The organism is Mangrovibacter yixingensis (assembly GCF_020523985.1).
GTDB classification, from domain to species: Bacteria; Pseudomonadota; Gammaproteobacteria; order Enterobacterales; family Enterobacteriaceae; genus Mangrovibacter; species Mangrovibacter yixingensis.
Window position 1 is genome coordinate 34,620 of the sequence record NZ_JAIVKM010000008.1, and the last position, 25,214, is coordinate 59,833.

The 25,214-nt window shown below is 49.1% G+C and carries 24 protein-coding genes and 3 tRNA genes; 10 read left to right on the forward strand and 17 right to left on the reverse strand.

The genetic code is table 11. From position 1 onward, the window contains the following. Window positions 1–207: 207 nt before the first annotated feature. The 7 genes from LC084_RS19615 (at window position 208) to LC084_RS19645 (ending at window position 5,071) form a co-directional block, all read left to right on the forward strand. A complete protein-coding gene (locus LC084_RS19615; protein WP_226573134.1) occupies window positions 208–525 on the forward strand; it encodes a hypothetical protein in 318 nt (105 codons plus the stop codon). Continuing rightward, entirely contained in the window at window positions 512–838 is a 327-nt protein-coding gene (locus tag LC084_RS19620) for a hypothetical protein (protein WP_226573137.1), read from the forward strand. Before LC084_RS19615 ends, LC084_RS19620 begins: the two co-directional genes overlap by 14 nt. Before the next feature lie 34 nt (window positions 839–872). Further along, window positions 873–1,208 (forward strand): hypothetical protein, encoded by a 336-nt coding sequence (locus tag LC084_RS19625; protein ID WP_226573141.1) that lies wholly within the window; start codon window positions 873–875, stop codon window positions 1,206–1,208. After that, a complete protein-coding gene (locus LC084_RS19630; protein ID WP_226573143.1) occupies window positions 1,208–1,510 on the forward strand; it encodes a hypothetical protein in 303 nt (100 codons plus the stop codon). The genes LC084_RS19625 and LC084_RS19630 overlap by 1 nt, the downstream gene beginning before the upstream one ends. A 32-nt stretch (window positions 1,511–1,542) precedes the next feature. Beyond that, a complete protein-coding gene (locus LC084_RS19635; protein WP_226573144.1) occupies window positions 1,543–2,097 on the forward strand; it encodes a hypothetical protein in 555 nt (184 codons plus the stop codon). An 83-nt stretch (window positions 2,098–2,180) separates the two neighbouring features. Continuing rightward, window positions 2,181–4,310 carry a hypothetical protein gene (locus LC084_RS19640; protein WP_226573146.1) on the forward strand — a complete coding sequence of 710 codons (2,130 nt, stop codon included), beginning with the start codon at window positions 2,181–2,183 and terminating at the stop codon, window positions 4,308–4,310. After that, the gene (locus LC084_RS19645) at window positions 4,307–5,071 is read left to right on the forward strand and encodes a phage baseplate protein (RefSeq protein ID WP_226573147.1); all 765 of its coding nucleotides are present in this window, start codon (window positions 4,307–4,309) and stop codon (window positions 5,069–5,071) included. Before LC084_RS19640 ends, LC084_RS19645 begins: the two co-directional genes overlap by 4 nt. Before the next feature lie 400 nt (window positions 5,072–5,471). On the opposite strand, the gene rnr is transcribed toward LC084_RS19645, so the two are convergent. From rnr to nnr, 13 genes are all read right to left on the reverse strand, one after another. Then, window positions 5,472–7,901 (reverse strand): ribonuclease R, encoded by a 2,430-nt coding sequence (rnr, locus tag LC084_RS19650; RefSeq protein ID WP_226573446.1) that lies wholly within the window; start codon window positions 7,899–7,901, stop codon window positions 5,472–5,474. A gap of 39 nt (window positions 7,902–7,940) precedes the next feature. Beyond that, window positions 7,941–8,366 carry a nitric oxide-sensing transcriptional repressor NsrR gene (gene nsrR, locus LC084_RS19655; protein WP_226573448.1) on the reverse strand — a complete coding sequence of 142 codons (426 nt, stop codon included), beginning with the start codon at window positions 8,364–8,366 and terminating at the stop codon, window positions 7,941–7,943. Between the two features lie 205 nt (window positions 8,367–8,571). Next, window positions 8,572–9,870, reverse strand: a complete 1,299-nt coding sequence (locus LC084_RS19660) for an adenylosuccinate synthase (protein ID WP_226573149.1) — start codon at window positions 9,868–9,870, stop codon at window positions 8,572–8,574. Window positions 9,871–9,972: 102 nt separating this feature from the next. Continuing rightward, window positions 9,973–10,170 (reverse strand): DUF2065 domain-containing protein, encoded by a 198-nt coding sequence (locus tag LC084_RS19665; protein ID WP_064598257.1) that lies wholly within the window; start codon window positions 10,168–10,170, stop codon window positions 9,973–9,975. A 68-nt stretch (window positions 10,171–10,238) separates the two neighbouring features. Then, window positions 10,239–11,240, reverse strand: coding sequence for a protease modulator HflC (hflC, locus tag LC084_RS19670; protein WP_226573154.1), 1,002 nt, complete (start codon window positions 11,238–11,240; stop codon window positions 10,239–10,241). A gap of 2 nt (window positions 11,241–11,242) precedes the next feature. After that, on the reverse strand, window positions 11,243–12,487 hold the full coding sequence (gene hflK, locus LC084_RS19675) for an FtsH protease activity modulator HflK (protein ID WP_226573157.1): 1,245 nt from the start codon (window positions 12,485–12,487) through the stop codon (window positions 11,243–11,245). A 68-nt stretch (window positions 12,488–12,555) separates the two neighbouring features. Next, window positions 12,556–13,836, reverse strand: a complete 1,281-nt coding sequence (gene hflX, locus LC084_RS19680) for a ribosome rescue GTPase HflX (RefSeq protein WP_226573160.1) — start codon at window positions 13,834–13,836, stop codon at window positions 12,556–12,558. Between the two features lie 74 nt (window positions 13,837–13,910). Continuing rightward, window positions 13,911–14,219: an RNA chaperone Hfq gene (gene hfq, locus LC084_RS19685; RefSeq protein ID WP_036103134.1), complete on the reverse strand. Its 309-nt coding sequence runs from the start codon at window positions 14,217–14,219 to the stop codon at window positions 13,911–13,913. Window positions 14,220–14,318: 99 nt separating this feature from the next. Then, window positions 14,319–15,269: a tRNA (adenosine(37)-N6)-dimethylallyltransferase MiaA gene (gene miaA, locus LC084_RS19690; protein ID WP_226573163.1), complete on the reverse strand. Its 951-nt coding sequence runs from the start codon at window positions 15,267–15,269 to the stop codon at window positions 14,319–14,321. Beyond that, window positions 15,262–17,268: a DNA mismatch repair endonuclease MutL gene (mutL, locus tag LC084_RS19695; RefSeq protein ID WP_226573165.1), complete on the reverse strand. Its 2,007-nt coding sequence runs from the start codon at window positions 17,266–17,268 to the stop codon at window positions 15,262–15,264. The genes miaA and mutL overlap by 8 nt, the downstream gene beginning before the upstream one ends. Window positions 17,269–17,277: 9 nt before the next feature. Beyond that, entirely contained in the window at window positions 17,278–18,597 is a 1,320-nt protein-coding gene (gene amiB / locus LC084_RS19700) for an N-acetylmuramoyl-L-alanine amidase AmiB (RefSeq protein ID WP_226573166.1), read from the reverse strand. Window positions 18,598–18,610: 13 nt separating this feature from the next. Further along, the gene (tsaE, locus tag LC084_RS19705) at window positions 18,611–19,072 is read right to left on the reverse strand and encodes a tRNA (adenosine(37)-N6)-threonylcarbamoyltransferase complex ATPase subunit type 1 TsaE (protein ID WP_226573168.1); all 462 of its coding nucleotides are present in this window, start codon (window positions 19,070–19,072) and stop codon (window positions 18,611–18,613) included. After that, window positions 19,069–20,589, reverse strand: coding sequence for a bifunctional ADP-dependent NAD(P)H-hydrate dehydratase/NAD(P)H-hydrate epimerase (nnr, locus tag LC084_RS19710; RefSeq protein ID WP_226573170.1), 1,521 nt, complete (start codon window positions 20,587–20,589; stop codon window positions 19,069–19,071). The genes tsaE and nnr overlap by 4 nt, the downstream gene beginning before the upstream one ends. On the opposite strand from nnr, the gene queG reads away from it, so the two are divergent. Continuing rightward, entirely contained in the window at window positions 20,588–21,727 is a 1,140-nt protein-coding gene (queG, locus tag LC084_RS19715) for a tRNA epoxyqueuosine(34) reductase QueG (protein WP_226573172.1), read from the forward strand. The two genes, nnr and queG, sit on opposite strands and share 2 nt — an antisense overlap. A 266-nt stretch (window positions 21,728–21,993) precedes the next feature. Here the strand turns inward: queG and LC084_RS19720 are convergent. From LC084_RS19720 to orn, 4 genes are all read right to left on the reverse strand, one after another. Then, window positions 21,994–22,069 (reverse strand) — tRNA-Gly (locus LC084_RS19720). 34 nt (window positions 22,070–22,103) lie between these two features. Continuing rightward, a tRNA-Gly gene (locus tag LC084_RS19725) sits at window positions 22,104–22,179 on the reverse strand. 35 nt (window positions 22,180–22,214) lie between these two features. Beyond that, window positions 22,215–22,290 (reverse strand) — tRNA-Gly (locus LC084_RS19730). Window positions 22,291–22,459: 169 nt separating this feature from the next. Then, the gene (gene orn / locus LC084_RS19735; RefSeq protein ID WP_226573174.1) at window positions 22,460–23,005 is read right to left on the reverse strand and encodes an oligoribonuclease; all 546 of its coding nucleotides are present in this window, start codon (window positions 23,003–23,005) and stop codon (window positions 22,460–22,462) included. Window positions 23,006–23,115: 110 nt separating this feature from the next. Between orn and rsgA the strand changes: the two genes are divergently transcribed. Next, on the forward strand, window positions 23,116–24,171 hold the full coding sequence (gene rsgA, locus LC084_RS19740) for a small ribosomal subunit biogenesis GTPase RsgA (RefSeq protein WP_226573177.1): 1,056 nt from the start codon (window positions 23,116–23,118) through the stop codon (window positions 24,169–24,171). A gap of 102 nt (window positions 24,172–24,273) precedes the next feature. Beyond that, window positions 24,274–25,203, forward strand: a complete 930-nt coding sequence (asd, locus tag LC084_RS19745; protein ID WP_226573180.1) for an archaetidylserine decarboxylase — start codon at window positions 24,274–24,276, stop codon at window positions 25,201–25,203. Window positions 25,204–25,214: the final 11 nt, after the last annotated feature.

Here is a 25,214-nt window from a genome sequence, read left to right on the forward strand (position 1 = left end):
CTGTGGCAACAAATCCTACTATCTCCGTAGGTGAGAATATCCCCCAACATTGGTATGCACAGTCCACGTTCTCACTGTGACATATGGTATTACTCTGTTGGTTCTGGAGATATTCTCGGTAAGTCATCTCATCATGCGAACTCTCGAAAGAGAAAATAAATAAGGGCTGAAATATGCCCTTCCTACATATATTCAAGAGATACCTTAATGACTATTGATATTCAATCTCTTGTCTCAACAAGTCTACAGTCTCAAAAAGAAGAGCAAGACTTACGCGATAAGAATGTACAGCGTAGACAGTACAATCTAAAGCTTAAAGCTAAGATGGCCTCTTTACAGCAACAAGCCTCATACTATGAATCAGTGATTCGTGGAAAGCTTATGAATCAGCCATCCATATATGGCTCACAGATTGCTGAGGCTATCAATCAAATTGTGATTGAGATTTTAAAAGTAGAACAACCACAACTCATGAATAGTATCGAGCGTGTCAAACAGGAAATGTTAAATAATGGAAACTCGTAAAATATTAGCTGGTAGCTTTATTCTCAAAGAAGCCAGCACCCCAGACAGATGGTCACGTAAAAACATCCCAGCAGTGATTGGCGTTGAAGCAGGTGACCTCGTAAATAGTAATGGTGAAAAGACTGCCGTTATCGAAGATATTATTGGTATTGCTGTCGATTCAGTTGGTGATTCAGGCTTTACCAGTATGGGGCAAATTGAGAACACTGTTTTATACAGGAACGCAGAAGTGAAAGACCTCGTTGGTTATACAGACGATGAGATTGCAAAACTACAGAGCCTCACCATTGATGTAATCACTACATTAATTTAATCAAAAAATAAGCACACAGAGAAGAGAATAAATAATGTCAAACTCAAACATCCACGAATTACGCGGTTATAAGGCTGGATTTAAATCATTTGAATCTGGTGACCCGAAACCTAAAGACCCAGCCTCCTTATATAAACAGGCCACCGACCAGAAATCAAAAAAGGACTATACCGTCGGATTTAATGACGGGTGGTTCAACGCAGAACAGAAGAAGAAATCATCACGTAAGGTGGATAACACAGTGAGTTACTCCCACCAGCACCAGTCACCAGTGACCCTATCACAACGCCAGCAAGATGCATTGGGCAAGGCATTAGCAGAAGAAGCCAAACGCCTGGTTTCCATCAACTCACAGATGAGGGCTTTTTAATGAACTCACGTGACGAAATACAGGTATTTATCAACAGTGATGGTGACCTAACAGTCGATATTGCCCATGCAAGTCTGGAAGCAGTCTGGAAAGAGATGTATGACAACCCAAGCATCCTCATCGACAGAATAGGCCAGGTATTATGTGACCATAATTTATGTCCAGTTGAAGAAATCTTTGAATGTACAGCAATGATATTCAACCAAGCCAAAATGAGATACAGCGAAACTTTAATGGCAATGGCAAATGATACATTCATGATGAATACCCAGAACGTACAAGCCTCTATTTCCTTAAATTAGTAAAAATACCCCACAGAGAAGAAGAACATCTAATGAACAACGAATATATCCAATTATTTGAAGCAGCCCTCGACAATTACCCTCAAACCACCAGCCCAACAATTCAACAGCAACGTGTGGAAGAAGAGGGTTACCGTGTAATTAATCAAGCAATGCTTGACTTATCCAGCTTAAAAGAGCCTCTCCCAGTTTCTGAAATTACAATTGCAGAGAAAGCAAGAAACATTCTTGCTAATAATGCAACACGGATTGAAGGTGTACAGCTACTAGAATGCAGCAGGATTACACAAGCAGAGCATATTAACAATTTATCAGCATCTGGTGACCGAATCCTGGATATCAAATTTGTTGAGCAACTTAACCTTGGGATTAAAGTCCTTATTACCCATACCCAACTAACACATGTTGAGCTAATGGAAAAAGCCTCAGAAATTGCAGAGCGTGAACTTAATCGTGAATATCAACGTGACACTAATCACTACACAGCTCGTCTGGAACAGGTCAAAATGCTCAAGACTCATGTGATGAAGACTTACAATGCCCTCAAAGGTGGCTTTAAAGCTCAAATAGACGCTCTCATGAGTTAATCACCAAAATAAATAAACAATCAATAAGGCCTCCATCTGTGTATATATGTCACAGTGGGGGCTTTTTAGCATTAGGACTATGAATGGCTAACTACACGGTAGATAATTTTGTAATCGAGATGGGATTCTCCGAAAAGGTGATAAAACCTTTAGAATCCCTTGAGAAGAAAGTAGGCAGCATTGCCCAGAAAATGGAACTCTCTCTTAACAGAGTTTTCAACAGAATGTCTGGGGCAGAAAAGATGGCAAATATGTTTGCCAGAATTGAACGTAATGCTCAGAGTACAGCCACAAATATAAACAAGAGTCTCAACAAAGCATTCGACATAAAAACTAAGGCAAATGCTTTCCAGTCTCTTGAAGAACAAGCTGCACTGGCTGGTAAAAAGATTAATGACAGCCTCAAGATAAAGGGTTTTAGTAATATCCCAGTGACCACCAGCACTAAGCTGGGAAGACCTGCCTTAACAGATTCTGAGCGTATCACCAACCTCGCTATGAGAAGTAAGCAGAGTGCCCTCTATGGGAATATGCTCCTGAAGGCTCCAGATATTGCTAAGCAGTTTGAGTCTCGTCTTGCCAAACTTGTGATAAGCGCTGAGGGAAATTTCTCAACATTCCAAAAGGGGGTTAGGGCATTAAACTTTGAATTCAACCAGTTACAACGTTCTGCACGTATGGCTGAACAGGAATTGAGAAAAACTAAAGCCATTGAAACAGACTCTTCAAACTCTGGATTACTCAAGTTTGCAACTCTTATTACAGCAGCCTCTGTAGCAGTTGAACTCTTCAAATCATCCCTCCAAGAAGGTATGCGTAGACAGCAAGTTACCAATATGACCAGTGCAGCCTTTGGCTCTGATGCTCGTAATGTTCAGCAGGGCATCAAGGGTGTGAGTGACCAGCTAGGCATCAAATATGATGACGCAGCAGACTCAGCAGCAAGACTCCGTAACAGCTTCAGTACAAAGTTATTTTCAAATAAAGACATCATTGACTATTTACGTACCAGTACAGTCTTCGGTCACGTTGCCGGAGTTGATAACGCCCACCAGCAATTAGTTTCTAATGCATTAGAGCAGATTTCTGCTACTCCTAAAGGTATCAATGGCCAAGATTTCAACCAGTTACGTAATGATAGCCCGGCGATTCTCTCAGCAGCACGTAACATGCATGGGTTCACCAGTAATGAACAGCTCAAAGATTACTGGAAAAGTATGACAGGTGATGAAGTTGTTAAAGACCTCGTGAAAGGGATGGAGCAATTTAACCAGAAAACTCATGCACTTGAGAAAACGATTAACAGCACTCAGAGTGCTATCGGGAGACTGGAGAACAGTGTAACCAACTCCCAGAACTCGTTTTTCACAGGCTTCAATAATGGCCTAATCAAACTGGCTAACTCATTGGGAACATTCCTTGAGGCAAGCTCTCAGGATGGTGAAATTCTGGGTGCTGTCTTAGGTGATGTATTCTCACGCCTTTCTTCAGTAGTCGATGAAATCTCAACAGTTGTTCTAAACATCAATGGCGCACTGGGACTCATAGAAGTCTACTGGATTAAATTTTTCAATGACTTACCCAAACCAATGCAGGACAGCCTGAAACGTGTTTCAGATATCCTTGTGGGCTTTATAGAGACAATTACTGGTTTAGCAGCTCTTAATAAAATTAAGCAGTTCACTCTAGGTACTGCTAAAAAAGCTGGCTCATTACTTGGCAAGGGTGGGGCAGAAGTTGCTGAAGCAGGTGCAGAAACAGGTAAAGGCTTATCACGTTTCATTCCAGGAGCAGGCCAATTACTTGCCGGATGGGATGTGTGGAATAAGTGGAAAACTCTCAGTGATTCAATCACCAGTGGCACTAAAGGTTCTACATCAGTATGGGACGCTATCCAGAAACGTGCTCATGGCTGGGCTTCATACAAAGATGGTGATTCATTTGATGCTGGTACGAAGGGTATCCCTGATTGGTTGACCAGACAGATAACTATCCCCCCATTACAGGGCAATCTAAAGGTTGATGTTCAAGGGCACACCACCGTGGATATGAAACTCCCTGATGGTTCTATCCAACAGGTAGCTGTTCCCCTTATGAACCAAACTATGCAATTAGGTTTCGAAGATATGATTATGAATAACAGTAACTTAGGTCGTAGTTCATGGGAAAATGAATCCAACAATGCGGGTTGGTACCCATCGGAGAATAAATGAGCATCTTACAAGCTTCAAATAAAGACCATATTATGTTCCACAAAAAGGATGACCTATCGGTTGTCCTTTCACTCTCAGCTACAACTGATATGAAATACACCAGCAACATACAGGTGACCACTCAACCAGTACAGTCTGGACAAACAATAACTGATAATGTACAGGAAGTTCCTGAAACTATTGTGATTAATGGTGTAGTGGTGGTTGATTTCCTCAGTGCCTATAGCCTCGATGCAGTCTCAGCCACAGCAGTACAGGATTTCCTCGATACACTTCAAACATGGCGAAGCCAAAAACAAATTTTAACAGTGTTATGTGACGATGGAATCAGCCTCACTAACGCTGTCTGCACCAATTTTGAAGCTAACAAAGACGCCAGTATCTCTAATGGTTTAAGAGTATCACTCACATTCCAAAATGCTGATTTCGTTGTACAGATTGGTCAGACAACTGCAAGTATCAACTCTTCAGGCTCTGTAGCAACAACCCAAGACGGTGCAGTCACAACTCAAAAAGAAATTGGCACATCGACCACAAGCTCTACAGTCTCCGGTTCATGTGCATACTTCCAAGCCCTCAGTAACCTGAACTATGAAGGTCTCAGTCCCAGTGATGTTAGTAAAGCTCGGGAAGCTCTCGCAAGATGCCAACTTTCAGCCAATGTCTCAGGCGGGAAGATTCAGTACACATCATCATCAGAAACCATCGCAAGTTCCATCTATAGAAGTATGGGTGGAAATGTGAATAAAATCAGTAACTAATCAAATAGGTAACAATAATGTTCGAACATCTAAACATCTTTCTTCTAACCCATAATCCATTATTCCTTTGTCTGAGCTGTTTCTGTTTCGGTAACTTCACAGGGATGTATGTAAGCGAGCTTATTCGCAAAATCACCACCAGCAATAGGGTGACAAATGAAGATTAACGACTACTACATGCCTGGTGTGAGAGAGCAGCTCATGTGCCTAATCAGTGGCATATGTGCAGCTATTTACCGTGTATGGAAGAACAGAAATAAGTAATGAATACTAAGATAAGTAACATTTCACTCATGTATGGTACTCACTCTGGGCACTGTGCCCGGGTTACAGTCAAAAAACAAAGCTCCGCCCGGTTGGACGGAGCCTGCTACTAGTTTACCAGCCGTGGGCTGCACTATTACGCTTTTTTCTTCGCCGCACGTTTCGCTTTGGTTGCTTCTGCGATTTTACGTGTTTTTTCCGAAGGTTTTTTCGCTTTTTTATTTTTTGGTGCTCGTGCTTTTTTCGGCTTTTCACTGCGGAATTCGCTGTCTGGCTCGAAATTCACACGTTTACCGCCCTGACGCCGTCTTGGAGGCCGGGCGCTGGCAGCACCTTTTTTACTTTTCTCACGGGCGGTTTTCCCAGCTCCGCGCACTTTGCGTTCACTGGAGATCAACGCAAAATCGATTTTACGCTCATCCATGTTGACCCCTTCAACCCGCACTTCTACATGGTCGCCAAGCCGGTAAGTCTGCCCACCAGACTCACCAATTAACCGCTGGCCTATCTGGTCGAAACGATAGTAATCGTTATCCAGTGACGAGACGTGCACCAGGCCATCAATAAATAAGTCATCAAGGCGCACAAAGAAGCCGAAGCCAGTCACACTAGAAATCACACCACCAAATGTTTGACCCACCTGGTCCTGCATGAAGTCACATTTCAGCCAGTCGGCTACATCACGAGTTGCTTCGTCGGCACGGCGCTCGGTCATGGAACAATGCAGGCCAAGCTGAATCATCTCTTCCGTGCCATAATGCCAGCCACCGCCCGGCGTACTGGTGCCAGTTTCCCCGTTCTGACGAGCGAGCAAATATTTGATTGCCCGGTGTAAAGACAAGTCCGGATAACGGCGAATTGGCGATGTAAAATGCGCATAAGATTGCAGCGCCAGGCCAAAATGCCCGCGGTTTTCTGGGTCGTACACGGCTTGTTTCATGGAACGTAGCAGCATAGTTTGCAGCATTTCATGGTCTGGCCGGTCAGCGATGGATGCCAACAATGCGGAGTAATCTGCCGGTTCGGGTTTATCACCGCCAGGCAGGCTTAAGCCCAGTTCCGCCAGCACGGAACGGAAAGAGGTAATAGCCTCTGTGCTTGGGCGGTCATGAATACGGAACAACGCAGGCTCTTTATTTTTCTCGACAAAACGGGCGGCCGAGATGTTCGCCAGAATCATGCACTCTTCAATCAGTTTGTGAGCATCGTTACGTTGCGTTTGCTCAATACGTTCAATGCGGCGTTCCGCATTAAAGATAAATTTGGCTTCTTCGCTTTCAAAAGAGATCCCACCACGCTCGGCACGCGCGCTGTCCAACACCTTGTAGAGGTTATGCAGCTCTTCCAGGTGTTTCACTAACGGGCGGTAGTGTTCGCGTAACTCTTCATCGCCTTGCAGAATTTGCCACACCTTGGTGTAAGTCAGGCGAGCGTGGGAACTCATTACCGCTTCATAGAACTGGAATCCACTTAACTTGCCTTTCGAAGAGATGGTCATTTCACAAACCATGCACAGGCGGTCAACTTGTGGGTTCAGCGAGCACAAGCCATTTGAGAGCACTTCCGGCAGCATTGGCACTACCTGTGAAGGGAAGTAAACCGATGTGCCACGGTTATGGGCTTCTTTATCCAGTGCGGTGTAAGGGCGAACATAGTAACTGACATCCGCAATCGCCACCCACAAACGCCAGCCACCGCCACGTTTTTTCTCACAATAAACGGCATCATCAAAGTCGCGGGCATCTTCACCATCAATGGTGACCAGGGGTAAATCACGTAAATCGACACGCCCGGCTTTGGCAGATTCAGGTACTTCTTCTTTTAACCCGGCGATTTGCTCTTCAACTGCCTGAGGCCAGACATACGGAATTTCATGGGTACGCAGCGCAATATCCACCGCCATACCTGTGCCCATATTTTCACCGAGCACTTCAACAATTTTACCTATTGCTTTAGTACGACGAGTGGGGCGCTGGGTGAGTTCCACCACAACCATAAACCCCATGCGGGCACCCATGATCTCTTCCGGTGGGATAAGAATATCGAAACTCAGGCGGCTGTCATCCGGGACAACAAACCCAACCCCTGCATCGATAAAATAGCGGCCAACAATTTGGCTGGTTTTTGGTACCAGAACCCGTACGATACGGGCTTCCCGGCGGCCACGGCGGTCTGCACCCAGCGGTTGGGCCAACACAATATCGCCGTGAATACAGGTTTTCATTTGTTCAGAAGACAGGTAAAGATCATCCGCCCGGCCTTCAACTCGCAGAAAGCCATAGCCATCACGGTGGCCCATGACGGTGCCTTTCACCAGATCAAGACGTTCCGGTAAGGCATAGCACTGGCGGCGGGTGAAAACTAACTGGCCATCTCGTTCCATTGCACGCAGGCGTCGGCGCAATGCTTCCGTTTGCTCTTCACCTTCAATACCCAGTGCTTTTGCCAGTTCTTCACGGTTAGCAGGTTTTTCCTGCTTTGACAGATGATCAAGAATGAACTCCCTGCTGGGAATAGGATTGGCATATTTCTCTGCTTCGCGTTCCTGGAAAGGATCTTGTGACATATCGGTTCCTCCGTTGTCATCCTCAGGCAGTTCAGGCATTTATTCCACCTGTAGTAATTGATAAAGCGGTGGGTTTGCATCCACCATTTCTGCCAGGGTGTAGTTATCAAGCTCCTGAAGAAAATGCTGCACGCCTTGTGCCAGCACTTGCTTGAGCCTGCAAGCCGGGGTGATGTGACAAAACTCACCGCTACAGTTAACCAGTTGCAATGGTTCAAGTGCCCGAACGACATCGCCAATACGGATGCTTTCAGCCGGTTTACCCAGGCGAATACCGCCATTTTTACCACGAACCGCATCAACATAACCGGCCCGGCTGAGCTGATTAATAATTTTGACCATATGGTTACGCGACACACCATAAACTTGTGTCACTTCAGAAATATTGGTCATGCGATCTTTGGGCAAAGCAGCCATATAAATCAGCGCACGCAAGCCGTAGTCAGTAAAACTTGTTAACTGCACATCAACCTCAGATAGCTTCACAAAGGGCTCATCCCCTGGCAGGGGATTTGTATTGATGATAAACCAGCCACCAGCCAGGCCGCTAATTTATTTAGGAAAAGGTGTAAAAAAGGCAGGGTTTATCCTGTTTTTGATGTGTTTTTTGGCGTTTTGAACCCAACAGAAAATAAACAGGGCAGAAAGGAGCCTTTCTGCCCGAAAGCGATTACGCGTCGTAAGGGTCGCGCAGGATCATAGTTTCAGTACGATCCGGGCCAGTGGAGATAATATCTACTGGCACACCTGTCAGCTCTTCAATGCGTTTGATGTAGTCCAGCGCAGCCTGAGGCAACAGGCTACGGTCTTTCACACCAAAGGTGCTCTGTGACCAACCCGGCATAGATTCGTAAACAGGTTCAATCCCAGCCCAGTCATCTGCAGCCATTGGTGTTACTGTTACTTCACGGCCATCTGGCATGCGGTAAGCGACACACAGTTTCACTTCTTCCAGGCCATCCAGCACATCCAGTTTGGTGAGGCAGAAACCAGAAAGGGAGTTGATCTGTACCGCACGGCGAACCGCTACGGTGTCCAGCCAGCCAGTACGGCGGCGGCGACCAGTGGTTGCACCATATTCATTACCTTGTTTGCACAGGTATTCGCCAACATCATCGAACAGTTCAGTCGGGAACGGGCCTGCACCAACACGGGTAGAGTAAGCTTTGATAATACCCAGTACGTAATCAACGTAACGCGGGCCAAGGCCTGAACCCGTTGCCACGCCACCAGCAGTGGTGTTGGAAGAGGTCACGTACGGATAAGTACCGTGGTCGATATCCAGCAACGTACCCTGAGCACCTTCAAACATAATGTGCTCACCGCGCTGACGGGCTTTATCCAGCAAGTCAGAAACGTCAACCACCATGGCAGTCAGGATGTCGGCAATAGCCATGACATCATCCAGAACTTTCTGGTAATCAACCGCTTCAACTTTGTAGTAGTTCACTAACTGGAAGTTGTGATATTCCATCACTTCTTTCAGTTTTTCAGCGAAGACTGCTTTATCGAACAAGTCGCCCACACGCAGACCACGGCGAGCTACTTTATCTTCATAGGCAGGGCCGATACCACGCCCGGTGGTACCAATAGCTTTATCACCACGCGCTTTTTCACGAGCGTTGTCCAGTGCCACATGGTAATCCAGGATCAGCGGGCAAGCTTCAGACAACAACAGACGTTCACGTACCGGAACACCACGGTTTTCCAGTTCCGTCATCTCTTTCATCAACGCGGAAGGAGACAGCACTACGCCGTTGCCGATAATACTAACGACATTTTCGCGAAGAATACCTGAAGGAATAAGATGAAGAACGGTTTTTTCACCGTTGATTACGAGAGTATGACCTGCGTTGTGACCGCCCTGATAGCGTACAACATATTTGGCTCGTTCGGTCAGAAGATCGACGATCTTCCCTTTACCTTCGTCACCCCATTGGGTGCCCAGTACGACGACGTTGTTACCCATTTTTCAAAATCACCGTTTGCTTAAAAATGGATTCTACCACCGGATCCCCCGATGTTCAGCCCTTTTTATATACAGATTTTGAGTTTTTTGCCGGATTTCTGCTCAGTTAATCGTTTTCGTCAACATGTAGTAGACAACGATGCCAGCAACCACAAGACCGCCTCCAAAACGGCGTAACAAATGGTCAGGTAATTGCGACAGGCTCTGTACCATTTTGCGCCAGGCACCGGGATATATCATTGGGCCAATCCCTTCCAGCACTAAAACCAGTGCGACAGCCATCCAAATTGTTGTGTTCATTTTTCATTTTCCACGGACAAAAAAAGAGCCGGATTAAACCGGCTCTTTAGCAAATAATGTTCGCTATCTTAGCGTGAATTACCTGTTGGTGTCTTCATGTAGCGGAAGAAGTCACTGTCCGGGCTCATCACCATCACATCGTTACCACCAAAGCTACTTTGATACGCTTTCAGGCTACGAATAAAGGCGAAGAAATCCGGGTCTTTGCCGAATGCATCAGCAAACAGTTTCGCTGCCTGTGCATCCCCTTCCCCGCGTTCAATCAGTGCCTGGCGTTGTGCTTCAGCCAGAGTGCGCGTCACTTCATAATCTGCTGCGGCGCGTAATTTCTCGGCCTCTTCCTGGCCCTGTGAACGGTGGCGACGGGCAACAGCTTCACGTTCAGCACGCATACGGTTGTAAATCGCCTCAGAGACTTCCGCTGGCAGGTTGATTTGCTTGATGCGGACATCGACCACTTCAATCCCCAGAGCAGCCATACTGTTTGGGTTCACTGCAGCAACTTTACCGTTCGTTTCCTGTTCCACACGTGCGGCCGCAGTTGCGATGGCGTCGTCAGCCGCTGGGGTAGCAACTTCATCATCGGAACCAGAAGAGCCCGAGTTCAGTGCATCGCGCACTTCCAGCGTTAAGCGCCCGCGGGAATCCGTTACGATGTCTTTTACATCCAGACGGCCAATTTCAGAACGCAGACGGTCACTGAACTTACGTTTTAACAATACTTCTGCCTGAGAAACATCACCGCCACCTGTTGCCAGGTAATACCGGCTGAAATCGCTGATCCGCCATTTGATATAGGAATCAACGATCAAGTCTTTTTTCTCTTTGGTCACGAAGCGGTCTGCCTGGTTATCCATAGTCTGGATACGGGCATCCAACGTTTTCACAGTCGTGATAAACGGCAATTTAAAATGCAGGCCCGGTTCGAAAATTTCGGGCTTGTTGTCGTTATCACGCAGCACTTTACCGAAACGCAGGATAATGCCTCGCTCGCCTTCTTTCACCGTAAACATCGAGGTGTACATGACGACCAGCACAACAATAATAATTCCAATCAATGATTTACGCATTGTTACTCCCCTCCACGGCGCGGGTAGTCGTTACGCTGCGCATTCGCACGGCGCTGGTCCATGATATCGCCCTGGCTGGATGACGATTTGCTGCTGGCGGTACTGCCAGAGGCAGGCGGAAGATGTAACAATTTACTGGTGCTGTCACTGCTTTCCGACTTTGCATCAGAAGAGGATGCCCCCTTCATCAGTTGGTCAAGCGGCAACACCATCAACTTATTGCCATTATCGTTTACCAGAACCTTACGCGTGTGGCTCAGTACTTTTTCCATGGTTTCGATATACAGACGCTCACGGGTAATTTCCGGTGCGGCTTTATATTCCGGCAGCAACTCAGCAAAGCGTGCTACTTCACCTTGTGCTTCCAGCACTGTCTGGGCTTTATAAGCACGAGCTTCTTCCAGGATACGCTGTGCCTGACCATTCGCACGCGGCTGAACTTCATTCGCATAAGCTTCTGCTTCACGGATGTATTGCTGTTCGTTTTCACGTGCGGCAATCGCATCGTCAAACGCCGCTTTTACTTCTTCTGGCGGACGCGCAGTCTGGAAGTTCACATCCAGCAGCGTAATCCCCATGTTGTAAGGCCTGATGGTTTCTTCCAGTTCACGCTGGGTATCGGCACGAATCAGCGTACGGCCTTCTGTCAGAATTTTATCCATCGTGTATTTGCCGATAACGCCACGCAGTGCGCTGTCTGTTGCCTGGCGCAGGCTGTCATCAGGGCTGGTTACACTGAACAAGTATTTTTCAGGGTCAGTGACCCGGTACTGCACGTTCATTTCAACGCGCACAACGTTTTCATCAGCAGTCAACATGATGCCTGAAGCAGCTAATTCACGCACAGACTCAACGTTAACCGGCCTGACTTCATCAATGAAAGTCGGTTTCCAGTTCAGACCCGGCTCCACCAGATGACTAAATTTTCCGAAACGGGTAACAACCCCTCGTTCCGCTTCTTTTATGGTATAGAAGCCGCTGGCCGCCCAAATGATAACGACGGCTGCGACAACAATACCAACAATTCGCCCGCCAATAGGGCTACGCGAACCTTGCGGTGTATTGCCTGAGCCACTACCGCCGCCAAACCCACCGAGCTTTTTACTCAGTTTACGGAAGATATCATCCAGATCAGGTGGCCCCTGATCCCGCCCTCCTTTGCTTCCCCCAGAGTTGCCGCCTTGATTATTGCTGCTGCCCCACGGGTCGCGGTCCTGTCCGTTATTACCGGGCTGATTCCACGCCATGTTTATGCTCCATACTTGTTATGCGGTGATATCCCCCGCAGGGGAAATGTCTTCAGGGCATACCTGCATCAGGTGATGTAATCCACCAATGCAGGCTCTTGTTTACAAAGGCGACGCCAGTCAACCACAGGTAAACGCACCTGTAAGCCCATGCTGCCGTCGTCCTCCATCCACTCTTTTTCTATCGCCTGAAGCTGATAAAAACGGCTTCTCAAACGCCCAGCCTGAGGAGGTAAACGTAGCGTATGCAACGCAATTTCCCCAGATAAACGTTCAGTTAAAGCCTGGAAAAGCAGTGGTATACCTTCCCCTGTCTGTGCGGATAACCAGACACGAACGGGTACATTGTTTTCATCCCTGTCGATACGTGGCGCAAAACCGTCCAGGCAGTCGATTTTGTTCATCACCAGCAGCGTAGGGATTTCCAGTGCATCAATTTCATCAAGTACCGCATTTACGGCATCGATGTTTTCCTGCACCCTGACATCTGATGCATCAATAACATGCAGTAACAATGTTGCCTGGCGCGTTTCCTGCAATGTGGCTTTAAACGCCGCCACCAGGTCATGCGGTAAATGACGGATAAACCCAACGGTATCCGCCAGCACCGTTTCCCCCACATCCGCCACATCAATACGGCGTAAGGTAGGATCGAGTGTTGCGAAAAGCTGATCAGCTGCATAGACTTCCGCAGTCGTCAGGCTGTTGAATAGTGTGGATTTCCCGGCATTGGTATACCCAACCAGTGACACTGTAGGGACATCAGCGCGGGTTCGTGCTCGCCGGCCTTGTTCACGTTGTTTCTCAACACGTTCAAGGCGCGATAAAATTTGGGATATGCGAATACGCAATAAACGGCGGTCCGTTTCCAACTGCGTTTCACCCGGGCCACGCAGGCCAATCCCCCCCTTTTGGCGTTCAAGGTGAGTCCAGCCACGTACCAGACGAGTTGCAAGATGACGCAACTGCGCCAGTTCCACCTGCAATTTCCCTTCGTGTGTACGCGCCCGCTGGGCAAATATATCCAGAATGAGTCCGGTCCTGTCGATAACCCGACATTCGCATAAACGCTCAAGATTACGTTCCTGAGCAGGGCTTAATGCATGGTCGAAAAGAACAACTGATGCCCCAGTGGCTTTCACTGCATCAGCAATCTCTTCAGCCTTACCTTCACCAACATAATACTTCGGGTGCGGCGCCTTACGGGTACCAGTAATCACCTGCAAAGCGTCGACACCTGCAGAAGAAACCAGAGATTCAAACTCCTGGAGATCTTCCATGTCTTTGTCTTGCGAAAAATAGATGTGTACCAGTACCGCCTGCTCACCGGCGTCATAACGGTCAAACAAGCGTAAAACCTCTCAAAATACCAGCGGGGAACACAGATAATCTGGTTCCCCGGCGTGGATTAACAGCCAGCAACTTATTCAGCGCTGTCACTGTCCTGTTGTGATCCTGCGCCTTGCGCATTACCACCATGATGGAAATTACTATTGCTACCCGTAGCGCCCGGATTGTTGTGATGAGAAACAGGGCGGGACGGAACAACAGTAGAAATCGCGTGCTTATAAACCATTTGGCTAACTGTGTTTTTCAACAGAATCACAAACTGGTCAAAAGACTCAATCTGACCTTGCAGCTTAATACCATTCACCAAATAAATAGAAACTGGAACACGTTCCCGACGCAATGCGTTCAGAAACGGATCTTGCAAAGATTGCCCCTTAGCCATTCTATCTTTTCCTTATATGCTTGTTGTTTGTACTAAAGAACCCTCAGGCTCATAAAAAGACGTAAAATCTCGCGCACGATGCGGTTCAATTGTACACATTCAGTCAGCCTTCGCACCAACTACCTGTAATACTTCATTGCAGGCCTGTTCCGGGTTATCACTGTCAAGCCAGTGAACACCTTCCCACCCCCGCAACCAGGTCATTTGCCGCTTAGCTAACTGCCTCGTGGCGCAAATACCGCGATAAACCATTTCGTCCCTGGTGTACTCCCCCGCCAGATAAGACCACATCTGACGATACCCCACACAACGAATGGAAGGCATATCCGTATGCAAATCGCCGCGGGCAAAAAGCGCCCGCACTTCTGCTTCAAATCCCGAAGCCAACATCTGATGAAACCGCTGCTCAATACGTTGATGGAGCAGTTCACGGCTCGCCGGGGCGATGGCGAACTGATGCACCTGATAAGGCAGAGCTTCCCCTGACGTTTGCGTCAACTCAGTTAAAGTTTTACCCGAAATAAAAAAAACTTCCAGTGCCCGGGAAAGTCTTTGAGGATCATTCGGATGAATACGCCCGGCAGAAACAGGATCTATCGCCTGTAATTGCCGATGTAAAGCATCCCATCCTTGTGCCTGTGCTTGCTGCTCAATCTGTGCTCTTATCGCTGCATCCGCTGAAGGTAAAGGCGATAGCCCTTCCAGTAATGCTTTGAAATAAAGCATTGTTCCACCAACTAACAACGGAATTTTTCCGGCTGAAGTAATAGACTCCATTTCGGCCAAAGCATCACGACGAAAATCTGCTGCGGAATATGCCTCGGCTGGGTCCAGAATATCTAACAACCGGTGGGGCGCCTGCGCCAGTTCTTGCGCATCCGGCTTCGCCGTACCGACATCCATTCCCTTGTATATCAGGGCTGAATCAACACTAATCAACTCTACGGGTAAAAAACGCCGTAATGTAATTGCCAGTGCGGTTTTACCGGAGGCTGTCGGCCCCATCAAAAAAATTGCCTTTGGCAGGTTTTGCTTACTCACTTCAGTCATGTTTCAGAGCACTTATCGCCGGTTCCAAATCTATAGGTTGTAACAGACCACCAGGCGGGGACATTACCAATTGTGGGCAAAGGCGCTCCAGTTCTGTCAGGAGAGTAATCGCCTGAGAAAGAGACCACTCATGTGGCTCACTTTCCAGCTTTCCTGCCAGCCAGTGCGCAAGTTGCGCTGTATCACATTCTTCTTGTCCGGCCAGGTAGCCTATCAGGTCAGGAATCAAGTTTTGTAAATTTTGTTGCCTCAAGGGTAAAGGCACTGCGCGCACAGTCACAAATTGCGCGTCAATATCTAAGATTATCCCTACTTCTTGTAGTGTTTCTTGCTGTTGTTTTAAGGTTGCCCGTTCCTCGGTGTTCAGTTTTAGCCGCACCGGGATCAACAGGGGCTGAGCACAGGCTTTTTCCTGCCCCGGCATAAGCTGTGCACGACGCAGCCAACGCTGCGCCACTGGCAATGCCATCAGGCAAATGCCTGCACGCCGCTCAAGCAGAACCATATCCGGTGCTACTACAGCCAGTGCTCGCCCCAGACTTTGCTCGCGAGAAGAGAGCTGGCTGCTATCTGCCTGGGGTTGATTGGGTTGTTCTGGTACTGTCGCTGGCTGTGGTGTTTCCAATAGTTTTTGGTAAAGCGCACCTTGTTTTTTCTGGTAGCCAGGCACGGCATTAGGCCAACTGTTATGAGCCGCTGGTTCGCCAGAACCAGAATGCCGTACTCCCGAGGTACGCCCACCAGAAGATGTGTTATCTCCAGAGTAGGTTTCGCCACCCGATAAACGGCCGGAAGACATTCTATTCTCAGGCCGTTCAATATTCTGGCGTGCGGAGTATGGTTGTTCAGGCGTTTCACGCACGGAATGCGTACGTTTTTCAGCCGTTGAACTGGCTCGGGCAAACTGATTTTCCCCGGCGGCAGTTCGGTTTTCCGGCTGCCATGCACTGGCCGCTGGTGCATCTGCAAGCGCGCCATTTAACCCTAATGGGTTTTCCTGATATTGCTGGAAGACACTCAATACGCCCTGATAAATAAAATCATGAACCAGGCGAGACTGGTGAAAACGCACTTCGTGCTTCGCTGGGTGCACGTTTACGTCCACCTGATGCGGGTCAACAGTAAGATACAAGACATATGCGGGCAACTGGTCTTGCCCAAGGCGGTCTTCGCAGGCCTGGCGAATGGCATGATTAATCAATTTATCACGCATCATCCGGCCATTGACGTAGCTGTACTGGATATCGGTATTGGCTGGACTGCGACTGTCTGGCGCCACCACCCAACCTTTCAACCCTAAATCACCATGCTGCCATTCAATCGCCAGCGCGTGTTCGATAAACGCCGTACCACAAATGGCCCCAAGGCGGCGTTCCTCTTGCGTTCCCTCTTTCACGGCCCGGTACTGGCGCACCATTTTACCGTTGTGGGACAAATTGATAGTGACATCAAATCTGGCAAGAGCAATACGACGAATAATTTCATCGATATGCGCAAATTCGGTTTTTTCAGTACGCATAAATTTGCGACGTGCCGGGGTGTTATAAAACAAATCCAGCACTTCCAGCGTGGTTCCCTGAGGGTGAGCGGCAGGTTTGACTGTAACTTCCATGTCACGCCCTTCGGCATAGGCCTGCCAGGCTTCCTGCTGGTCGGCAGTCCGGGATGTCAGCGTTAAACGAGAAACTGAACTGATACTGGCAAGCGCCTCACCACGAAAACCGAGGCTCATAATGGCCTCCAGGTCGTCCAGTGAAGCAATTTTACTGGTCGCGTGACGCGATAGCGCCAGTGCTAACTCATCCTTGTTAATACCACTACCGTTGTCGCGTATGCGAATCATTTTTGCACCGCCGCGTTCAATATCAATATCGATACGCGTTGCTCCTGCATCCAGGCTATTTTCAACCAGCTCTTTCACAACCGATGCCGGGCGCTCAACCACTTCGCCAGCGGCTATCTGGTTTGCCAGTTGTGGTGGTAGTACCTGAATCGGCATGGCCTCTCCTTACTGTGAGTTGCGGCTAATCATACCGTTTGTTTGACCACCAGGTGATGCCTGCAACGGATTAGCAATGAAATAGTTTCTCAGCCCTTGGTAAATCGCATTGGCAATTTTTTGCTGGTAGTCATCACTTGCCAGTAACTGCTCTTCGCGGCTATTACTGATAAACCCTGTTTCCACCAGCAATGAAGGGATATCCGGTGAACGCAGCACACCAAGACTGGCATGTTCCGGATGGCGCTTGTGCAAATCGCCAATATTATTCAACTGGCGAATCACATAAGTGGCGACATCATAACCAACTCGCTGTGAGTGACCAAACTGTAAATCCAGCACAGCCTGGCTCAAATACGGATCAACCTGGTTTGCCAGCACATCACCCGCACCGCCCAACAACTCAGACTGTTTTTCATGTTGTTCGAGCCAGCCAGCCATTTCACTGTCTGCGCGCCGGTTAGACAGAACCCAGACGGAAGCGCCTGTGGCTTCACGGTTTGGTGCGGCATCAGCATGAATAGAAACCAGTAAATTCGCATTCTGTTTACGGGCCACTTCCGAACGCCCCATAACCGAAATGAAGTAATCACCATCGCGGGTCATCACACCTTTAAACATTGGGTCATTGTTCAGTAAGGTACGCAGTTTTCTGGCAACGGATAACGTGACATTTTTCTCACGAGTGCCACCGGCACCAATCGCGCCCGGATCCTGCCCGCCGTGGCCTGCATCAATCGCCACCACCACCTGGCTGCCACTGCCCGATGGGCGGCGCTTAACCGGTTGAGGCGGTGTACGGGTACTCACCACGCCGGTGACTTTCGGTTCATCACTGTGAAACGGGTTGTGGCCACTTTCTGGCACACTGGCAGTCACTGGTGTGCGGACTACAGGGGAAGTTTTCACCGTTGGCGTGACGGACTGTATTGGTGGCGGTTTTACTGCATCGATAGTAAAGACCACTGCAACCTGAGCACCCCGCTGTTGTTTACTGGCGCGAATCGTCCCTTTTTCTGTTAAATCGACAGCAAGACGCAATGTTTGTGGGTTACCTGATGAGGTAGAGCGAATCTGATGCACCAGGTTGTCGCCACTGAATACCAGTGGCAGGCCCTGAATCACACCACTTTGCTGAATATCAAGGAATACTGTTCGGGGAGAGGACTGGGAGAACTGATACTGTGGGTCTCCCATAAATAAGAACGTAATTCTGGCCTGTTCAGCACCATTAGATACCTGGATATCCGCAACCGTCGCCGCGCGGACAGGCAAACATAAGAACAACATAATGGTGGCTAACAGCCACATGATTCCCCGAACAGACATGCAATCTTCCTTGTTAATTAGCCAGACGAGCGATCAACGCCGTTCCTGCATCCGAGACTGGGGTGACAACCGCTTCACGCCCTTCACCTTGCCAGGATAAATGCAGTTCCAAATCAGGCTCTGGCAACACACCTTTACCTTGCTGTGGCCATTCAACCAGGCAAATCGCATCACGGGTAAAGTAATCACGAATGCCCATAAATTCGAGTTCTTCCGGGTCTGCCAGGCGGTACAGGTCAAAGTGATACACCATCATATCGCCCAGTTCATAAGGTTCGACCAACGTATAAGTTGGGCTTTTCACATTGCCCTTATGCCCCAGCGCTTGCAAAAAGCCCCGGCTGAACGTGGTTTTACCGGCCCCCAGATCACCATATAAATAGATTACCGTCGCCCCCTGGCAGGCTTTTGCGAGACGTTCGCCAAGGTGAATCGTTGCCTGTTCATCGGCCAGTGGGATAACACAATTTGTCATGATTTTATCAATTCAATTTCAGGGTTAACAAACGAATACAGCGCAGACAAGAGATCCATTGCCAGCATACCGCGTGTGCCATAACGCGCCGCTAAACTGTCGGCAGCCGCGCCGTGCACTACGCAACCCGCGCAGGCGGCATCAAACAACGGAAGATGTTGGGCTAACAACGCACCTATAATACCAGACAACACATCCCCCATTCCGCCACTTGCCATACCGGGATTTCCCACATCAATAATAGCCTGGCAATGCGTTGTAGCGACGACTGTACCTGCGCCTTTTAACACCACACACCCACCGTATTGTTCAACCAAACGGCGTGCGGAAAGTAAGCGATCACTTTCGATTTCAGCAATGGAACACCCCAGCAAACGCGCTGCTTCACCGGGATGGGGCGTTAGCACACGATTGTCACCTGGTATGGGATTTATTGCCAGAAGGTTAAGGGCATCCGCATCCCATAACATGGGTTTGGTACAGTGCTTTACACGCTCAAGGGCATCTCGCCCCCAACTCTGCTGCCCTAACCCAGGGCCAATCACCACAACATCAGCCCAGCGCAGGCTCTCATCCAATGATTCCAGGGTAAGAGCCTGAACCATCAATTCAGGGCGAGCCGTTAATAGCGCGGCGGCATTTTCCGGGCGCGTCAACACTCTGACCAACCCAGCACCGGCACGCAGCGCCGCTTCTCCAGCCATACGAATCGCCCCCGCGGTGCCGGTATCCCCGCCAATCACCACCAGTCGCCCATGGTCCCCTTTATGTGCAGTTGCTTTACGCGGATGCAACCAATGCTTCAGGTCATCCTGATCAAAACGTTTCACCGGCGCATCCTGCTCTGCCAGCCAGCCTTCCAGCCCCAACGAATGGTAATGCAATTGCCCGACAACATCGCGAGCCTTGCCGGTCAGCAGGCCCGTTTTCAGGGCGATAAACGTCACCGTATGGCTGGCTGAAACCACTGCACCAGGAGTGGCTCCAGTATTAGCATCCAGGCCCGATGGCACATCCAGGGCTAATACAGGGGCCGGATGCTGATTTATCTGCCTGATCACTGCTGCAAGGTTTTCTCTGGGAGCCTGGCGAATACCAGTGCCGAGTAACCCATCAACAACCAGGTCAACCCCCTGCGGCCAGGATGATGTCACCGGGAAAATATGCCCACCTGCTGCGCGCCACGCGTTCTGTGCGGCCTGCGCTTCCCCTGGCAAAGGTTTGACGCTCTCTACAGCCAGTACGGTCACCTGAATACCTGCAGCCAGGGCACAGCGGGCAACCACATAGCCGTCACCGCCGTTATTGCCATGGCCGCACAATACCAGCCAGTGTCGGCGAGTGGGAAAAGCCCGGCGGCCAACTGCAAATGCCGCTTCGCCAGCACGCTGCATCAGTTCATTCAATGTGACGCCCGTTGCGGACGCAGCCTGGGCTTCCGCCTTACGTAACCAGTCTGCGGACCAGACTGACTGTGGTATACTTTCTGGGTTTCTGTTCAGGTAATGGTCCGTCATGTCTCAGCCCTTCGTTCTTGATGAATTAGCGCAAAAAATTAAACAGTGGGGCAAGGAACTGGGGTTCCAGCAGGTCGGTATTTGCGATACAGACCTGAGCGCCAGTGAACCCGCGCTTCAGGCATGGCTCGACAAACAGTATCACGGAGAAATGGAGTGGATGGCTCGCCATGGCATGATGCGCGCACGCCCCCATGAATTATTGCCTGGCACATTGCGGGTGATCAGTGTCCGCATGAATTATCTCCCCACCGGGGCTGCTTTTGCCAGCACGCTGAAAAATCCACGTCTTGGTTATGTCAGCCGTTATGCGCTGGGCCGCGATTACCATAAGCTACTGCGCCAGCGCCTGAAACAACTGGGGGAACGCATTCGTGAACACTGCACTGAACTGAATTTTAGACCGTTCGTGGATTCAGCGCCGCTTCTTGAACGCCCTTTGGCTGAAAAAGCCGGGTTAGGCTGGACAGGTAAGCACTCACTTATCCTCAACAAAGAAGCAGGTTCGTTTTTTTTCCTTGGCGAGTTATTGGTCGATATCCCTCTCCCGGTAGATAAGCCGGTTGAAGAAGGCTGTGGGCGCTGTGTTGCCTGCATGACTATCTGCCCAACCCAGGCTATTGTCGCGCCTTATACCGTGGATGCCAGGCGCTGTATTTCCTACCTTACCATTGAATATGAAGGTGTCATTCCTGAGGAATTCCGTCCTTTGCTGGGCAACCGTATTTACGGCTGTGATGATTGCCAGCTAATTTGCCCATGGAACCGTTTTTCCCAACTGACGGATGAAGCCGATTTCTCCCCACGTAAAGCGTTACACACCCCAGAACTGCTGGAATTATTTGCCTGGGATGAAACCCGGTTCCTTAAAGTCACCGAAGGTTCGGCGATTCGCCGCATAGGGCACCTGCGCTGGCTAAGAAATATTGCGATAGCACTGGGGAATGCACCCTGGGAAAGTGCGGTACTTAATGCATTGGAACAACGCAGAGGTGAGCACCCACTTCTGGATGAGCATATTGAATGGTCGATTGCGCAACAATTGGCAAAGCGGGAAGCATTGAATGTGACCGTTTCTTCAGCACAACAACAACGCCTGGTCAGGGTCATTGAAAAAGGATTACCTCGGGATGCTTAAGTATCCACAGCCTGTTCATAAGAAAAAAAACAGGTTGTCATTCAACAGTAAAAAAATCGTCAAGTGATCCAGGTAACATTTATCAATATATTTAAATCACTTAATAATCATTAAGTTAGATAATGCCCAGCCATAAAAAACCAAAAGAAACCGGGCCAGTGACTTTTTTATCAACCTGTGGATAAGTTTGTTCAAAACTTTTTTACAGGCAATAAAAAAACCACCCTGCAGCGCTTTAATGCTGTGGATAGTATGATGAGAAAATTTGGAGCGGGAAACGAGACTCGAACTCGCGACCCCGACCTTGGCAAGGTCGTGCTCTACCAACTGAGCTATTCCCGCTTGGGTGGTACTGGCCTGATGGCCTGTCAAATTTTGGAGCGGGAAACGAGACTCGAACTCGCGACCCCGACCTTGGCAAGGTCGTGCTCTACCAACTGAGCTATTCCCGCTTGGGTGGTGCTGGCCTGACGGCCTGTCAAATTTTTGGAGCGGGAAACGAGACTCGAACTCGCGACCCCGACCTTGGCAAGGTCGTGCTCTACCAACTGAGCTATTCCCGCCCTGAGTAACTTTGCAAAACTGCATCGTCACGGGAGGCGCATTATACGAGAATTCGCATTTACCGCAAGCCCTGAATGAGAAAATTTCGTGCTTTTTGTTTGAATGGCTACTTATTCAACAAAACGGTGATTTTCCCAGCGGATGAGGGGCTTGCCCTCATCCGGCTTGTTACAACTTGATAAAATTCTCGCGGTAATAAGCCAGTTCCGCTACAGATTCACGAATATCATCAAGCGCCTGGTGTGCACCTTGTTTCTTAAACCCGCTGAGAATTTCTGGTTTCCAACGGCGCGCCAGTTCCTTCAGCGTGCTGACATCCAGGTAGCGGTAATGAAAATACGCTTCTAGCTCGGGCATGTATTTGAATAAGAAGCGGCGGTCCTGGCCAATACTGTTACCGCAAATGGGTGAAGTATTGGCGGGCACCCACTCCTGCAAAAATGCCAGTGTCGCCTGCTGGGCCGCATTGTCATCCATCTGGCTGGCTTTTACACGCTCGACCAGGCCACTGGCGGTGTGAGTACGCACATTCCAGTCATCCATCAGAGCCAGTTGTTCATCAGACTGGTGTACCGCAATTACCGGGCCTTCAGCCAAAATATTCAAATTAGCATCGGTCACCAGCGTAGCAATCTCAATAATGCGATCACGCTCTGGGTCCAGACCCGTCATTTCCAGGTCAATCCAAATCAGGTTATTTTCTTTTGCACTCATGCTTTTTCTGTCCTTTTCGCCTCTTGGCGCACTGACAATCGGTTATTTCGTATAAAATAGCGTGTATCATAGAGGTTTTGCCCATTGTGGGCGACCAGGAGCCACCACGATTGAGTAAAAATAAACTCTCCAAAGGCCAACAACGCCGCGTGAAAGCGAACCACCAGCGCAGGTTGAAGAACCCTACGGAGAAAACAGATTACGACGATACGCTGTTTGGCGAGCCACAAGAGGGTATCGTTATCAGCCGTTTCGGTATGCACGCTGACGTTGAATCTTCTGACGGCGAAGTCCACCGCTGCAACATTCGCCGTACTATCAAATCTCTGGTAACTGGCGACCGTGTTGTCTGGCGTCCAGGCAAGCCAGCTGCTGAAGGTGTGATGGTCAACGGTATAGTTGAGGCAGTGCACGAACGCGTCTCGGTACTGACCCGGCCTGATTATTATGATGGGATAAAACCCATTGCCGCCAATATTGATCAAATTGTGATTGTCTCGGCCATTTTGCCGGAACTCTCACTGAATATTATTGACCGTTATCTGGTTGCCTGCGAAACCCTGGATGTTGAGCCGCTGCTGGTGCTCAATAAAACCGATTTGCTTGATGAAGACGCACTGAACTTCGTGAACGGGCAAATGGATATTTACCGCAAAATTGGTTACCGCGTACTCATGGTTTCCAGCCATGCCCACCGGGGCCTCGAAGAACTGGAAACCCTACTGACAGGGCGCATCAGCATCTTTGCAGGTCAGTCTGGTGTGGGGAAATCCAGCTTGTTGAATGCGTTGTTAGGGCTGGATGAAGAAAAAATTCTGACTAACGACGTTTCCGATGTTTCTGGCCTTGGGCAACACACCACCACCGCTGCGCGTTTGTATCATTTCCCTCATGGTGGCGATGTTATTGACTCCCCAGGGGTGCGTGAATTTGGCCTGTGGCACCTGGAAGCGGAACAAATCACCCAGGGTTTTGTCGAATTCCATGATTATTTAGGCACCTGTAAATACCGCGACTGTAGCCATAACAATGATCCCGGTTGCGCCCTGCGTGCTGCCGTTGAGCGTGGTGAAATAGCTGAAACGCGTTTTGAAAACTATCACCGTATTCTGGAAAGCATGGCGCAAGTCAAAACCCGTAAGAACTTTTCAGAAACCGATAACTGACAACCAGGCAGGCTGCCGTTAAAATTCGTCGCCCTGTATACAGGCCCGGGCAACGTGCTATTGCCGGGCATGGAAAAGCAATACAACGGCCTGGAGGCTAATTTGCTAAATAACATTAAACTTTCACTTCAATACATTCTGCCCAAATTGTGGCTGACTCGTCTGGCTGGCTGGGGCGCAAACAAACGTGCTGGCTGGCTGACCAAACTGGTGATTGATGCGTTCGTTAAATGCTACAAAGTTGACATGAAAGAAGCACAAAAGCCGGATACCGCCAGTTACCGTACCTTCAATGACTTCTTCGTGCGTCCATTACGTGAAGATGCGCGCCGCCTGAATACTGAACCGAATGCGCTGGTTATGCCTGCCGATGGCGCCGTCAGCCAGTGTGGTGCTATCGAAGACGATAAACTGCTGCAGGCTAAAGGCCATGACTACACCCTGGAAGCACTGCTGGCGGGTAACTACAACATGGCCGCCCTGTTCCGCAATGGCAGCTTTGTCACCACATACCTTTCCCCACGTGATTACCACCGGGTGCATATGCCCTGTAACGGAATCCTGCGGGAAATGATCTATGTACCGGGCGACCTGTTCTCCGTTAATCCGTTAACCGCGCAAAATGTGCCTAATCTGTTTGCCCGTAACGAACGGGTCATTTGCCTGTTTGATACCGAGTTTGGCCCCATGGCACAAATTATGGTTGGCGCGACCATCGTTGGCAGTATTGAAACAGTTTGGGCAGGTACCGTCACCCCACCACGCGAAGGGATAATCAAACGCTGGACCTGGCCTGATGGCAGCCAGGAAGATGCTATTGCGTTGCTGAAAGGGCAGGAGATGGGCCGCTTTAAACTGGGCTCAACCGTGATTAACCTGTTTGCGGCCGGTAAAGTGACACTGGATGAACAAATTAAGCCATTACTCACTACACGCCTTGGCAATACGCTGGCCTGGGGTAGCGAGCCTCATGCAGAAAGCGGCGACAACCTGGCAACTGAACAGGTTGAGCCTTCAACTGAAGACAGCTAACTAACCGACGA